The sequence below is a fragment of the Chitinimonas sp. genome (assembly GCF_041904975.1).
Lineage (GTDB): Bacteria > Pseudomonadota > Gammaproteobacteria > Burkholderiales > Chitinimonadaceae > Chitinimonas.
In genome coordinates this window covers 1-14,866 of the sequence record NZ_JAYRLZ010000092.1, presented here as the reverse complement: position 1 = coordinate 14,866, position 14,866 = coordinate 1, and the positions used below count along the sequence as shown (strand labels likewise).

The window sequence follows — 14,866 nt, the reverse complement described above, 5'->3', positions numbered from 1 at the left end:
CTCGCGGCGCGTCATCACCAAGGACGACGATAGCGACAATACCCGCGACGATTCTGCACCGGCAATCGGCGACTGGGTCCAGCTATAGTCCAGCCCGACGGCGCTGCCGCCAGCAAAGCCATAAGCGCCATACCACTCGCTCGACCAAGTGTCGCGGCTCTGGCTGCGGCTATTGAAGCTGCGATTGGCGCTGGCCGCAAACAGCAGCGGGCCGAAGCCACGGCTCAGCACTGCACCCAGCGAATAATCGCCGCGATCGCCAAGAAACAGCCGCTCCTCATCGGATGGTAGTCGCGCTGCAGTGCGCCATTCGAGATTGAAACGCTCATCCCCGCCGAGCAGGCTATACCGCGATTCGCTGTACTGCCCCGGCTTGCCCCAGCCGCCGGCCAACCCACGATTGGATCGACCAGCAGGCAGCCACACGCTACGACCGGCAACCGTCATGTCTCGCAGCAACGAAGGAGACTGCGCCTGCGGCAAGGCCGCTGCACTGCCGTGATCAAGCCGGTAGATGTCCGGCCCCAGATACGATTCGCTCGCGGCCGGCACAGCCGGCGGCTCGGTCGTTTGCCCGGCAAAAGACTCGCCCGCAGCGGCGGTTATGGCAAGCAGCACGGCAATACCGGGTGTCATGGCTTTCATGAGGCTACTCCGGACAGAATGGCGAGGCCCAGAACTGATCTTAGGCAGGCCATGCGGGAAAACCCAAGTCGGCATCATGGTCTGTCTTTTTTTTCATCAATTGCGCGACCGTGCTTGTCTACCGGCAAGCTGGCACGCAGCTCCTTGATGCGCGCCTCGATAGCCGACAACTGGTAAAAATCGCCGCCGGCTTTCAAGGCGATCTGCATTTGCTGGATGGCCGCACTGGGCTCGTCCAGCAAGGCGTAGTACTCACCCAGCGCCCGATGCGCCAAACCTTGCTCATTCAGCTCGGTATAGGCTTGCGCAATGCGTTTGTGCAGATTGGCATCAGACGGCTTGAGCGATAGCGCCTCGGCACACAGGCTGACCGCCTCTTTCGGATTCTTGCGCCGCAGGCTCAGGTCGATCTCGCCATACACGAGGCCCGGCGCACTAGGAAAGCGGGCACGTGCTGCCTTGATCAAGGTGTTCGCCTCATCGAAGCGCCCCTGGTCACGCCGGATTGCCACGGCCAGCGAGGCCAGATAAGGATGGTCGCCGCCCAGCGCCTTTTGTGCTGCGACGATATGCTCCCATGCCGCATCGAATTTGCCGGCCTGCCACAGCGCAAAGGCAAAGCCATATTGCTGCGCCGATTCGAACGCATACTTCTTCTGCGTCGTAGTGCCCTCGTAATAGCGCAAGGCATCTTGCCCGCCGAGCTGGATGGCGCGGGCTTTCTCGCGCATGAACAGGTAGTCCGGACTGTCCACCCATTGCCGGTAGGGCAGCTTGGCAGCACGCGCCTGGCTATCGGCGATCCGCTCGGTGGTCACCGGATGGGTGCGCAAAAAGGCAAAGGCGCCATTATCGACATTGCGATAAAAATGCTGCATCCGGTCAAAAAACACCGGCATGGCACCGGCATCGAAGCCGGCGGCCTGCAGGGTCTGCATGCCGACGCGATCCGCCTCGCGCTCGAAGTCACGCGAAAACGACAGATAGCGCTGCAACTGATAACCCTCGCTGGCGGCCAAGGCGCCCTGGGCGGCGTCAGGATTGCTGCGCGCCGCCAGAATCGCCACGGCTAGCGAAGCCAGCGTCATCAGGCCCGAGCCCTTCTGCGTTTCCACCATCCGCGCATAGTGGTGCTGGGTGACGTGGCCGATTTCATGCGCCATCACCGAGGCCAGTTCCGACTCATGCTGGGTGAGCACCAAGAGGCCGAGATTGACACTTATCACCCCGCCCGGCACCGCCCAGGCATTGATCTGAGCCGAGGAAATCGGGAAGAAGCGGAAATTGACCCGACTATCATTGCTGCTCGCCGCCAGCTTGCTGCCCAGGCGATTCAGGTAATCATTCAGCTCCGGGTCGTCTTCCACATCGCCGGACTTGCGCAGTTCGCGCGCCACCATATCGGAAATACGCCGCTCTTCATGCAGCGGCAAATCGCCCAGCGCCGAATCGCCCAGATCGGGTAGATCGGTCGCCAAAGCCAGGATGGGAAGCAAAGCAAGGGAAATCAGGCGCATTTTCATGCCCCTATGATAAAGATCGCCCGGCACAGGTTCCATCACACCGGCTCGCCAATGCTTGGACGATCGGGTACAAGCATCGTGTATTCACCCTCCATCTCCATCGCATTGCCCGCAAGGCAAAAGCCAAAAACACACGTTGCATCAGCATCTTATTCACCTATTTGCTGGCAAGCCGCTGCATCGGCATCGCACAAGTCTGCCCGCTCACGAATCCGCCGGATCAGCCGTAAAACACGGCTGTTACCATTTGAAACAGCCGCAGCCCTCTTTGACCGCGCCATGCGCCTGGCCGGATAATCGCCGCTTAGCCTTGAACTGGAGCCCGTCGTGCGTCGTTTTTTCATCACCCTTATGCTCGCCGCCTCGCTGGCAGCCGGTGCCGACCTTCCCAGCTGCCGCAGCGTCGCCACCGCCTTGCTGGGTCAGCTAGGAGAACCGGGCGACGCCCAGCAGCTGGGCCAGATCATCAGCACCCTGAACAAGACCGGCGATCTGCCGGATGACTTTGTTACCAAGCGCGAGGCCCGCGCTGCCGGGTGGACGCCGGGCCGGCCCATGTGGGGCATTACCGCCCTGCGTGGCAAAAGCATAGGCGGCGATCGCTTCGGCAACCATGAGGGCTTGCTGCCCACCGGCAACTGGCGCGAGGCCGATCTGGGCTATGCCGGCGGAAAACGCAATGCCAAACGCCTGGTTTACGAGCCGGGCAAAAATGGCCGGCGTTATGTCACGCTGGATCACTATCAACACTTCACCGAGGCTCCCCCATGCCGTTGACCCGTATCGAATTCGTAAACGTTGCCAGTGTCGAGGACTTTTACCAGCAGCTGGAAGGCCAGCTGGAGCTGGAATACGCGATGGGACAAAACCTGGATGCGGTCTACGACGTACTCAGCACCGAGGTCGCCGGCCCGGTACAGCTGGTGTGGCACGATGCCGGTTTTTCGCGGGTGGCGCTGGGCGACTGGTTTGCCCGCATCGGCGATGTGCTCAATATCGTGTCGGCCGAGCGCGCTGATTTCAATGTGAGCTTCGATTGACGCCACTCGGCAAATCAAACAGCCCAAGACGGGCCTGGGCTTGCCAAATGGCATTGACGGCAGCCAGCCAGTAATTTGCATACGATTGATTGCAGCACCATCGCGCCCTCCCCTCTAGGCGACCTCACTGGCGCCGGGCAAGGCGCCTGAATCAACACGCAGTTTCCACCGGTAGTTCCGGAGCTTTCATGCATACCATCAAGATCAAACCCGGCCGGGAAAAATCGGCGCTGCATCGCCACCCATGGCTGTTCTCCGGTGCGATTGCACCCTATACCCAGGAGCCGGACGCCGGCGAAACCGTCAGGGTACTCGACCATGATGGCCGCTTTCTCGGCTGGGCCGCCTGGAGCCCCAGCTCGCAGATCCGCCTGCGCTTCTGGAGCTTTGACGAAGCCGAGCAGATCGATGCCGCCTTTTTCGCCGCCCGCCTCGCACGCGCCATTCAAGCGCGGCGCAGCCTGGCCGCTGCAGGCAATGCTGCTCGGCTAGTGCATGGCGAATCGGACGGGCTGCCTGGCCTGGTGGTTGATCAATATGGCGAAGTGCTGGTGATCCAGTTTCTGTCGGCAGGCATCGAGCGCTGGCGCAGTGCCATCGTCGATGCATTGATGAGCCAGACCGGCGCCGCAGCGGCATTCGAGCGCTCTGATGCCGATGTGCGCGAGCTGGAAGGCCTGGCGCCACGGGTTGGCCTGCTGGCCGGCAAACTCCCCGCCCGTGTCGATATCGAGGAATACGACATCCGTTACCGCGTGGACATCGAGGCCGGACAGAAAACCGGCTTCTACCTCGACCAGCGCGCCAACCGGCGCCGCATTGGCGAACTGGTGGGCGGCTTTGCCGAAGGCGCCGATGTTCTCAACTGCTTTTGCTATACCGGCGGATTCTCGCTGGCTGCGCTCAAGGGCGGTGCGAAAAGCGTACTGTCGGTCGATAGCTCGGCCGATGCGCTAGTGGCAGCCAAGCTCAATGCCAGCCTGAACGATATCGACGCCAGCCGCGCCGAATGGGTGGAAGCCGATGCCTTCCAGTACCTGCGCAAGCTGCGCGATATGGGCCGGCAATTCGACCTGATCATTCTCGACCCGCCCAAGTTTGCGCCCACCGCCAGCCATGTCGAACGTGCTGCCCGCGCCTACAAGGATATCAATCTGTGGGGCCTGAAACTGCTCAAGCCGGGCGGCCTGCTGGCCACCTTCACCTGCTCGGGCGGCATGAGCGCCGACCTGTTCCAGAAGATCATCGCCGGCAGCGCCTGGGATGCCCATGCCGAGGCACAGATCATCGAGCGTTTTACGCCTGACCTTGATCACCCGGTCAGCCTCAACTTCCCGGAAGGCGACTACCTGAAGGGCTTGCTGTTGCGCAAGGTGGCATAAGCAGCAACCGGTCGACCGACCATGGCCAGCATCCGCTATCTGCTCGCAATGCTGTTTGCCTTGGGCAGCTTGCTGGCCACGGCTGCCGGCCCGGCAGGGCCGACCCTTGAGCGCCTGGCGGCGGATATCGCCGCTCGGGTGAGCGATCCGGACGAACGCGCGCGTGCCGCCTTTGACTGGATAGCCCAGCATATCGACTACGACGGCGAGGCCTATCAGCACCGCAAGGTGCCAGAACTGAAGCCTGACGATATCCTGCGCAGCGGCAAAACCGTGTGCCAGGGCTATGCCGAGCTACTGACTGCCTTGCTGGGCAAACTCGGCGTCAAATCAGCCAGCATTCCCGGCTATGCCAAGGGTGGCGGCTATATCGAAGGCGAGCATTTCAGCCGCAAGAATCATCAATGGAATGCGATACGCCTGAAAAAGGGCTGGGTGCTGGTCGATGTCACCTGGGGCGCTGGCAGCGTCGATAGCGAGGGGCGCTTTACCCGGCAGTACAGCGGCTTCTGGTTCGATGTGCCGCCAAGCCTGTTCGCCATCAACCATTACCCTGCCGATAGCCGCTATGCCTTCCTGCCCAGGCAGCCGACGCTGGCCGACTGGGAAAACGGCTTCCACATCGGCGCCGGCATTCTTGAGCAGTTGCTAAGCAACGGGTTTTCTGCGGCACAAATACTCGCCGGCGTACAGCTGCGCTCACTGCCCGCTGCCTACCAGGTCGAAAATCCGCAACTGCAGATCATTTCGGCACCACCGGGTGGCGTGCTGCGCCAAGGCCCGCGCTATATGTTCGAAGTGCAGGCCGCGCCACCAACCAAGGTGGCGCTGCAAATCGGCGAGCAAACCCTGTCGCCTGAATGGCAAGGCGATATCGCCAGATTTTCCATCACCATCCCGGCCATCCGCGGCCAGCTCTACCTGCTTCGCAGCCGCAATCAGGGTCAGCACTTTTACACCGACTACGATCTGGTCGCCTCCTGGAGAATTGTTGATTGACCGGTGGGCAGGTTTGAGCAGCAAAACCGCCATGACTGTGAACTAGCTCACCGATCATTCAAAGCGCCACCGGTACACTGCCCTGCATCGATTCAGGGAGTGCACCATGAGACAACATGATTTTCGACAGCTGGCGCACCGAATCCTGCTTTCTACCTGCTGCGTGCTGACATGTAGCGCAAGCTTGCCAGCACTGGCCGACACAGCCGGCTGGACGCAAGGTCAAGGACTGTATGGGCGCGCCATCAATTCGCTGGCCGGTGACGGCCATGGCACGCTATACGCAGCATCAGGTGTTGGAAACTTCAAAAGCAGCGATGGCGGAAAGAACTGGCAGTTACTGGCGGGAAGTGAATCATCAAATATCCGCAAGCTCGCTACTGATTCCACCGGTGTCTTGTATGCAGCACGCTACGGTACAAGCGACTTGCTGGTCAGTCGCGATGGTGGCTTGCATTGGGACAGCCCATACCAGCTTTATATTGAGAACTTTGCCAGCGATCAACTAGGCAACATCTATGCATCCAGTGGTGCAACAGAAAAATCCATCTTGATTAAAAGCAGCGATCACGGCCTGCACTGGTCGCCGATCACTCCCACATCCACCAAAGATATATTTATCATTGAATCCATGGTCACCGACAAGATGGGGAATCTATTCATCTCCACATCGGACGGCATGATGAAAAGTGAAAATGGCGGCAATAGCTGGCTTGCGCTGAACGAAGGTTTGCCAATTGACTTCAACGGCCGCCCTGAGACTGCCTACCATATGATTGCAGATGAAGAGGGAACTCTTTTCATCGAAGTCTATTCCGGATTCTACAAAAAACCTGCCGGACAGAACACCTGGACCAAAATCAACGGCCTGCCAAATAGCGGTCTTATTGGCAGCAGCCAAGGAATACTCTACGTTATTTCATATGGATATCTCTATATCAGCAAGGACAAGGGCAACAGCTGGTCAAAATCAGCAATCAAGGCAGGCCCCGACTCCGTCATACAAGTCATACCAGGCCAAGACGGAAAAATTCTGATCGCGGGTGATATCGGCATCGCCTCCATTAGTCCCAGCGGCGCGTTTGTCGAGCAAAATACCGGCATTTCTCCGGAGCCAATTACTGCCATGGCCACCAAAGGCGGCCTGGTTTTTGCCGGAAACAAGCATGGCCTGTATCGTAGCATCGACCACGGGAGGCAGTGGCAATCTATTGGAGAAACCATTGCACCGAATATCAAGCCCGTGATCAGCGATATTGCCATCAGCCAGAACGGCAGTGTTTTTATCAGCATCTTTGAACATGGAATTTTCAGAAGCCGGAACGGTGGCGTGGATTGGTCTGCCGTCAACAACGGCATTGAGCAAAGCTATCCCGACAAATTGTTGATCTTGCCTGACGGCTCGCTCTTCGCCAGCACCGAGAAAGGCATTTTTTATAGCAACGATAATGGCGAGCACTGGCTACAAGATCCCGATTTCAAACGTAGCTCCGACGGCATAAGAGTCGAAAAACTTGCCTATGACGGGAAAAACCTGTTTGCCAATGCTCAGTATGTAACCAGCGTGCGCCCCCGCATGGTTACTTCGTTTATGCACAAATATGTGAGGAATGGTGGCCAATGGATTTTGGACACATCAAGCCGCCCAGGTAATTACCTTGTCGACCGGATCGTGATCGGCAGCGATGGCAATGGCAATCCCCGCTACCTGGCTACCCGACCCGACGGCCTTTACCGATTCAACGATGCCGATATCTTGCACTGGCAAGGTACGGGTATTCAAAATCCGGATAGAGGCTTGTTCGCCAGCGGCGCAGATTTCTATGCTGCAAATCGATCCGCAGTGTTCAAAAGCAGCAATGGCGGCGAGTCCTGGTTTCAGCTGGGCGGAACGTTGCCCTACCCTACAAGCGTGGTAGCCGACGACAGCGGAACGGTTTATGCCGGCACCGACCGCGGCGTATTCCAATACACGCCGCCCGCCGCTCACCTGGCGAATATTTCGGCGCTAGCGTCCATCAAGGGCGGCAGCAATCTCGCGATTGCCGGGTTTATCGTCAGCGGCGGAAGCAAGACGGTGTTGATCACCGCGCGCGGCCCATCTTTGGCCGCGCAGGGTGTGCCAAATGTCCTGCCTACGCCACAGCTGCGCATTTTCAATGGCAAGGGCGAGCAGATTGCCAGCAACCGAGGCATTGGCAACGGGCCGGACAGCCCACCAGTCGGCTCGATCGAAGGACTGCCGACCGACAGCCGCGAGGCAGCAGTCAAGCTCACCCTGCCAGCTGGCGCTTACAGCGCAGTGCTGGACGGCGTGAACGGCGCAAGCGGCAATGCCTTGCTGGAAGTCAATGCTGTGGTAGACGCCAGTCAGGCCGGCGTATTGAGCAATCTATCGTTCCGGGGCTACACCTCAAGCGCCGCCGACGTGGCCATTGCCGGATTCACCCTCACCGAAGGCAGCAAACGACTGGCCATTACCGCCAAGGGCCCATCGTTATCGGCACTGAACGTGGCCAATGCCGTGCAAGGCACCAGCCTGACTCTTTATGATCAATTGACGGGCCAGGCGCTCGACAGCAATACGCGCCAGATCGATTCCGCCAATTACAACGCCATTGCCGCCAGCGGCTACGCACCAGCCAACCCGAGCGAATCGGCCATCGTGCGCAGCTTTGCCCCTGGCGCCTACTCGGTGATTGCACGCGGGACCAATGGCAGTCAGGGCATCACGCTGATCGAGATCAATCAGCTTCCCTGAGGAAGCTCTGAACGAATCGAATCTTCAAACGGCAGGGCCGGCCCCGGGAAACCCGGGGCTTAGGCGCCATTTAGCAAGCTATTGATACTTCACGGCTATATCCCCCTCCGTCCCCGCGCAACGCGGTGGCGGTGGGGTGAAAGGAAACAGCGAGAAATCATCCACTTCCGTGTCAGCCCCGGATCTGCCGGGACATGCGGGAATGCTTGAGAACTCGATTCGTAAAGCGCATCCCTGATGTTCAGACTGCATGACCGAACTGCACCCATCCCGTGAAAGCGGGAATGGTGCAGTCACTACCTGCAGGGCCGCGAGTCACGCGCCACTCAGCGCAATTTGCCAACCACCGCCAGAACAGGCAGCAGCACACCGGCGCCGAGCTTCTTCGAGCGCTCGCCGCTCCAGCCGTATTCTTCATCCGGCAGATTGGCGTTGTCCTTGAACGGCATTTCGATGGTATAGGCCAGGCAGTCGAACTCTTGGCCCACCCAGTTGGTGGCCAGGGTCAGGTTGGCTTCGCCCTTGGCGTCGCGCTCATAGCCGTATTCGGTCTGGAAATCCGGGCTGGTGGCGAGCCAGGCAGCCTTGAACGCCTCTTCCAGCGCTTCGATGCGGGCGGTGTAGCCCGGGTTACCCTCGCAGCCGGCCACAAAGTTGTAGGGCAGGTTCTCATCGCCATGGGCATCCAGGCACAGGTCTACGCCCACTTCCAGCATCTTCTGGCGCACCAGGAACACCTCGGGTGAGCGCTCCATGGTCGGGCTTTGCCATTCGCGGTTCAGATTGGCGCCAGCGGCATTGGTACGCAGATTGCCGCGTGCCGCGCCATCCGGATTCATATTCGGCACCACATAGAACACACATTGTTCCAGCAGCTTGCGGCTCACCGGGTCGTCGCCATCGAGAATCCGCTCCAGAAAGCCCTCGACAAACCATTCGGCCATGGTTTCACCCGGATGCTGGCGCGCGATCAGCCACACCTTGCGCTTGCCCTCCGCCGGCTCGCCGATCACCAGCAATTCCATATCGCGGCCATCGAGCGTCTGCCCGAGGCACTGCACTTCGACATTGTCGTGCTCGTTGGCAAAACCGATCAGGTCGAGATGGCGCTCATGCGAGTAGGGCTCGAAATAGGCCAGGTAAACGCTTTGCGCCATCGGCGTCATGGTGACCTTCATCTCCTTGCCGTCGAAGCTGGTCGGCACGCGGAACCAGTGCTGGCGATCGTAGCTCGCCACCGCGCGATAGCCTTCCCAGCCCTTGGGGTAGGCGCTCTGGCCGGCATTCAGAAAACGCATGGTCACCGGCAGGCCGGCACAGCCTTGCAGGCGGAAGTGAAACCACTGGGCGAATTCGGCAGCGTTATCGGGGCGGATATTCAGCTGGATATCGCGTTGGTCGGCCAGACTGACAACATCGACGGCGCCGGAATCGAAGGCGGTAGAGATACGGGGCTGGGTCATGGAAAGCTCACTGTAAAAATGAAGTGAAAGCGCCGCGCGCAAACGGCGCGAGTGTAAACGTTGTTGCCGGCTTGGGTAGCAATAAGTCGCCCGGATGAAGTGAAACGGAATCCGGGGGGCATGCAAATTACGGCCAGAATCCGGCTGGTTTTCAAGCCTTTGGCGGCTGATTTAGCTGCACCGGATTCCGCCTGCGGCTGCATCCAGGCTATATGGGGCAGGACGATCTTGGCGTCGGCCATAGCATATACAAGGGTCGGCGCAGCCTATTGAGCTGCCGCAATGTCGGCCGCCCGGTAATTCGCCACCAGCCGGCGCGACACCTCGGCGATCAGCGCGGCGCGCTCGGCCGGCGATTTGCGCGAGCCGCTCAATAGCACTGCTACCGCCAGGGTGCTGCCATCGGGCGCGGTCACGATGCCGACATCGTTGGTGGCGAGCGAGTACCCTTTGAAGTCGCCACTGGTACCGGTTTTGTGACCAAGCTTCCAGCCTTGCGGCAAGCCGGCCTTGAGCCGGTCCGCCCCGGTGGCACACTGGGCCAGCAAGTCCAGCAGATAGCTGTTCGATGCCGGCGACAGCAGCTTGCCATCGGCGATCAGGCGCAGCAGCTGGCTCATCGCTGCCGGGGTGCTCTTATCGCGGCTATCGGCCAGATGGGCATCCAGGGCCGCCTGACGGGCGCTGTCGGGAATGGCCGCCACCGCCTTTTCAAATACCTTGGCCTGGGTGAATTCGGCCTGCCAGCGCAAGCCCAAGAGATCAGTCTGCAGGTGGCGCTCGTCGCGGCTGATATTCATGCCGGCAATACCGGCGCGGCTCAGCATCGCCTGCACCGTGCCCGGCCCGCCTATCATGCGCAACAAGGCATCGGTAGCCGCGTTATCGCTCTGGGTCAGCATATAGTCGAGCAGATCAGCCACCGTGCCCTGATAGCGCCCTTGCTTGAATTCCTCGGTAATCGGCTGCCACCACACACTGAGATCGCGCCGGCTAAGCGTTACCGGCTGCTTCAGCGCCAGCTTGCCCTCGTCCACTGCCTGCATGACCGCCACCGCCACCGCCAGCTTGAACACGCTCTGCATCGGCAAGGGCGTATCGCCATGGCTACACACCCGTTGATCCTGCGACTGCACGCACACGCCCAGGCGCCCATCGGCAGTCTGGGCCAGCTGGTCCAGATCAGCCTGCAACTTTGCCGTATCGAGGCTGCCCGCCTGGGCGAGCAAAGGCAGGGCGGCGAGCGTGATCAGTAATGTTTTTGATTTCATGGAGTTATCTTTTTTGTCGGTAAGCACCAGCAGTGGGAATGCGCAAATCGCCGGCCGTTTTACTACGCTACAAGCCTTGCACTGCTTCCACGGATTGCAGGCCGGTTCTGCAATCGATGGCAGCACGCCGCCCGAAGCTCTGTTGACGTTTTGTCGGCGGATCGCGTCGACAAAACGTCAACAGAGCCTAGTACATCGAGGATGCCATTATGCCAGCCAGCGCCAGCCAGCATGCCATTGCCATTACCCTGCTGCTCACCGCCCTGCCGCAGCAGGCCGCCAATCTGGTGGTGGAGGTGGACGCCAGCATCAGCCAAGGTCAGGTGCGCGATCTGCTTGGCGTTAACAAAGGCCCCACCTTCAGTGCCAAGCAGGCCGGAGTCAGCTACGACGCCAGCAATCTGTACAGCCGCTTTGGTGTGTCGCAGGCACGCTTGCACGATACCGGCATTGATCTGTGCACGGTGTACAAGGCAGCCACCAAGCTCAATGCCAGCACCAGCCCGGCCACCGCCGTGAATGGCTGCACGCTTACCCCGGATGGCGGCATTCCGCGCTTTGTGTGGACGCCCAGCTCGTCGGCCGATAGCGATCTGAACAACCCGGACAACTACGACTTCAGCTCGGCCGATGAACAGATCAAGAAGTCGATCAACGCCGGCGCAAAAATCTATCTGGGCCTGGCGCAGAACTACAACGGGCCGAATGACACGGCAGACCCGGTGGCATGGGCCAAGGTGTCGGCCAATATCTACAAGCATGTGATCGGCGTGTTCAAGCCCAGCGCCGGCATTGCGGTCGACCCCGCCTATGTGGAAGTGCATAACGAGCCCGATGGCGGCTTCTGGCGCGGCGACACTGCCACCTTTATCACCCTGTACCAGGAGACCACCCAGCGGGTGCGCGCTGCCGCCGCAGCGGCAGGCAAGACCGTGGTGATCGGCGGGCCCGGCTTTACCCGCGATGTGCTGACCAAGAGCAAACAGGCCGGCAACCCCGCCAATGGCTTTATCGCGGCGGTCGGCGCTTCGTCACTCGACTTCTATTCCGCCCATCTGTACGACAAATGTGCGCAGGCCACCTTGAGCGCCAGTGCCAGCTTTCTGCGCAATGTGCGTGCGCTGGTCAATAGCCAGGGCGGCAGCGGCAAGCCGCTGCATATCAGCGAATGGAATATCGGTCTGGGAACAGAGTGCGGCAACAGCTATTACGCCGACCAGCGCACCCAGTCATTCGGCAGCGGGCTGCTCACCCTGATGCAAGACCCCGCGCAAGCCATCGACGCGGCGCATTTCTATGCCGGGGTCACCGTGATGTCGCTGTTCGACTTCACCTCGGTGGCCGGCAGTGTGCGGGTCAACCCGGCGGCCTGGGCATTCTGGGCGCATAGCCAGCTCAAGGGTGCGACAGCACTGGGCACCCAGGTGTGCACCGACAGTAGCAACTGCGTTGCCGGCTATGCGGCAGACGGCAGCGCCTTGCAGGCGATCTCCGGCAAGCTCAATGGCAAGCAGATCAGCATCGTCACCAACGACAGCAGTGCGGCAGTGAGCTACACCTGGCGCGCCAAAGGCCTGAGCGGGGCCAGCGCCAATATCACCATTCGCACGCCGCCACAGGGCGCTCAGGACATCGCCGCCAGCGGCAATCCGGTCGCGGTGGATAGCACCACGCTGGACAAGCTGCTGGCCACGGTAAGCAGCGATGCACGCCCGGCCCAGCCTATCAGCGCCGGAGCGGTGCAGCTGTCGATGAGCATTCCGGCCCATAGCCTGCAACTGATCGAACTGAGCAGCGATGCCGGCAGTGCGCCCGGCACGGCGCAGATCGACTGCCTGCTCAACTGGGGCGAGAAAAACTACCCATCCCTGCTGTCGCCAGCGGGCCAAGCCAGCAAGAGTGCCAGCCCCTACTACTACCGCTACTACCCCGGCACCCAAGCCTATCTGGGCGTATCGGGCAGTGACCAGCATCTTTACTATCTGGCGAATGCTGCCAGCCTGCTCGATCTGGGGCTTGCTTCGGGCTGGATCAGTAGCGCGGGCTGCCAATAGTCGAGGCCGGCCTCGCACACGGGGCGAACCGGCCAGTGTCGCCCCGCCGATTCAGATTTCATACAACAACAAATCGCGGTCGCCATCGGGATGGCGGATGGTTCGGGCATGGTGCATGCCCAGCTTTGCCAGCAGGCGCTGCGAGGCCGTATTGTCGAGGCGAGTGGTGGCAAGGATGCGCGGCAATCGCAATTGCTGGCGCGCATAGGCCAGCACGGCGGCCGCTGCCTCATAGGCATAGCCCTGACCACCATGTTGCGGCAGGAAGGCAAAGCCGATATCAGGCGCATCGAGATAGTCGCGCTGCGCCAGGCCGCAGATGCCGAGTGGCTGCTGCCCATCAAGCGACTCGACCAGGCAGAAACCAAAACCGTGGCTGATATACATGCGCTGCGGTCCATTGCTGATATAGGCCTGCGCATCGGCCAGCGTCCTGACACCGCGATCGCCAATAAAACGCAACCAGGACGGATCATTCAGCAGGCACAGCATGAAGGCGGCATCGTCGCCCACCATCGGACGGATCAGCAGGCGCTCGGTGTGTATAGCCTCCATCCACTCCCCCATCGGCCTATTGCTTGCCGGCCGGTAGCAAGCGCAAACGGTGCTGTGCCGGCCCCGGCAGGAACGGCGTCGGCTCGCCCTTCACCCAGGCGGCATGGCCGGCCAGGAAGTAAGGGCTGAGCGGATGGCCGCTCTGCCCGCCCGGCATATTGAAAATGCCCTGCGCCTCGCGCCCCGGACTCACCACCATGCGCTCGGATGCGCCGAACTGTGGCGCCGCAACGCGCGGCATATGGCTATCGCCGGCCAGCTCGTCGGCCGGCGCCGCCAGCCAAGGGCCAAGCCAAGGCAGGAAACGGGTGAAGGGGTGGGCGATCTTGGCGGTATTGCGGGCGCCCCAGCGCGACTCGGCCAGCGGTTTGCCATCCTTGCCCAGATTACCGATCACCGTATCGACCGCCGCCAGTTGCAGGTCGCGCCACGATGCGAAACGTGCCGGCAGCCAGCCGGCCGGCTGTTCATCGAGCAGGCGGGCCACCACCACCGGCCATCGGCTGCTGGCCGATGAAAAGTCGTTGTCTTCGTCATGGCTGGCGTCGGCCAGTAATTTGTCGACTCCACTGAACAGCTGCTCGTACACCGCATGCATATAGCCACGGGTCAGCCGGTAACCCACCGAGCCGACACTGGCGTGGCCATCCCAGCTCTGCAACAGTTGCTGGCGGAACTCGGCCCGGCGCGGGTGATTGGCCAGGGCCGCCTCATCCAGCAGTTTCAGCGCCCGCTCGCGCCAGGTGCCGAGAAAGATCGCCCGGTCATCGAAGCCGATGGCAAAGCTGGCGCGCTCGTCCGCCTTGCCGGCGATGGCAGTCAGATCGTCGCGTATCTGCTGCGATCGGGCGCCGAGGTCGGCGCCGCCATCGCCGAGCGCGGCATAGTTGCTGCCGGCCAGCTGGCGCGAGTTTGCTGTCCACAGCTGGCCCGCTTCCGGATCGATAAGGCGCGGATGGGTCGAGCCGTCCGCTAGCGCGGTCCAGCCAGATTGTGCCTGCCCGGCCAGGGTCAAAGGAAAGGTGCCAGCCTGGGACGCCTGTCGTGCCGGCAAGGGCCCGGCAATGGTCCAGCCGATATGGCCAGCCGCATCGCCCACCAGCAGATTCTGCGCCGGCATGCCAGCCCGGTTGGCCAGCACCAGCGCATCGGCGACATTGCTCAGGCCATCCA

The 14,866-nt window shown here is 61.0% G+C and carries 12 protein-coding genes; 6 read left to right on the top strand and 6 right to left on the bottom strand.

The annotated features are described in order from the left end of the window. On the bottom strand, window positions 1-645 hold a 645-nt coding region (locus ACE3OH_RS10635; protein ID WP_374351849.1), incomplete at its 3' end, for a hypothetical protein. A 74-nt stretch (window positions 646-719) separates the two neighbouring features. Next, window positions 720-2,168 carry a M48 family metalloprotease gene (locus tag ACE3OH_RS10630; RefSeq protein ID WP_374351843.1) on the bottom strand — a complete coding sequence of 483 codons (1,449 nt, stop codon included), beginning with the start codon at window positions 2,166-2,168 and terminating at the stop codon, window positions 720-722. A 327-nt stretch (window positions 2,169-2,495) separates the two neighbouring features. Here ACE3OH_RS10630 and ACE3OH_RS10625 point away from each other — a divergent pair, with 327 nt between their 5' ends. From ACE3OH_RS10625 to ACE3OH_RS10605, 5 genes are all read left to right on the top strand, one after another. Further along, on the top strand, window positions 2,496-2,945 hold the full coding sequence (locus ACE3OH_RS10625) for a ribonuclease domain-containing protein (protein ID WP_374351840.1): 450 nt from the start codon (window positions 2,496-2,498) through the stop codon (window positions 2,943-2,945). Further along, entirely contained in the window at window positions 2,936-3,208 is a 273-nt protein-coding gene (locus ACE3OH_RS10620) for a barstar family protein (RefSeq protein ID WP_374351837.1), read from the top strand. The genes ACE3OH_RS10625 and ACE3OH_RS10620 overlap by 10 nt, the downstream gene beginning before the upstream one ends. A 188-nt stretch (window positions 3,209-3,396) precedes the next feature. Next, entirely contained in the window at window positions 3,397-4,590 is a 1,194-nt protein-coding gene (locus ACE3OH_RS10615) for a class I SAM-dependent rRNA methyltransferase (RefSeq protein WP_374351834.1), read from the top strand. Between the two features lie 21 nt (window positions 4,591-4,611). Next, the gene (locus ACE3OH_RS10610) at window positions 4,612-5,589 is read left to right on the top strand and encodes a transglutaminase domain-containing protein (RefSeq protein ID WP_374351829.1); all 978 of its coding nucleotides are present in this window, start codon (window positions 4,612-4,614) and stop codon (window positions 5,587-5,589) included. Between the two features lie 106 nt (window positions 5,590-5,695). After that, window positions 5,696-8,350, top strand: coding sequence for a WD40/YVTN/BNR-like repeat-containing protein (locus tag ACE3OH_RS10605; protein WP_374351826.1), 2,655 nt, complete (start codon window positions 5,696-5,698; stop codon window positions 8,348-8,350). Window positions 8,351-8,676: 326 nt separating this feature from the next. On the opposite strand, the gene ACE3OH_RS10600 is transcribed toward ACE3OH_RS10605, so the two are convergent. Both ACE3OH_RS10600 and bla read right to left on the bottom strand, forming a co-directional pair. Further along, the gene (locus ACE3OH_RS10600; protein ID WP_374351823.1) at window positions 8,677-9,813 is read right to left on the bottom strand and encodes a M14-type cytosolic carboxypeptidase; all 1,137 of its coding nucleotides are present in this window, start codon (window positions 9,811-9,813) and stop codon (window positions 8,677-8,679) included. 266 nt (window positions 9,814-10,079) lie between these two features. After that, window positions 10,080-11,084: a class A beta-lactamase gene (gene bla / locus ACE3OH_RS10595; protein WP_374351820.1), complete on the bottom strand. Its 1,005-nt coding sequence runs from the start codon at window positions 11,082-11,084 to the stop codon at window positions 10,080-10,082. Between the two features lie 209 nt (window positions 11,085-11,293). Between bla and ACE3OH_RS10590 the strand changes: the two genes are divergently transcribed. Next, a complete protein-coding gene (locus ACE3OH_RS10590) occupies window positions 11,294-13,138 on the top strand; it encodes a hypothetical protein (protein ID WP_374351817.1) in 1,845 nt (614 codons plus the stop codon). 51 nt (window positions 13,139-13,189) lie between these two features. Here the strand turns inward: ACE3OH_RS10590 and ACE3OH_RS10585 are convergent, their stop codons facing one another. Next, window positions 13,190-13,693, bottom strand: coding sequence for a GNAT family N-acetyltransferase (locus ACE3OH_RS10585; RefSeq protein ID WP_374351811.1), 504 nt, complete (start codon window positions 13,691-13,693; stop codon window positions 13,190-13,192). Between the two features lie 16 nt (window positions 13,694-13,709). Then, on the bottom strand, window positions 13,710-14,866 hold a 1,157-nt coding region (locus tag ACE3OH_RS10580), incomplete at its 5' end, for a penicillin acylase family protein (RefSeq protein WP_374351808.1).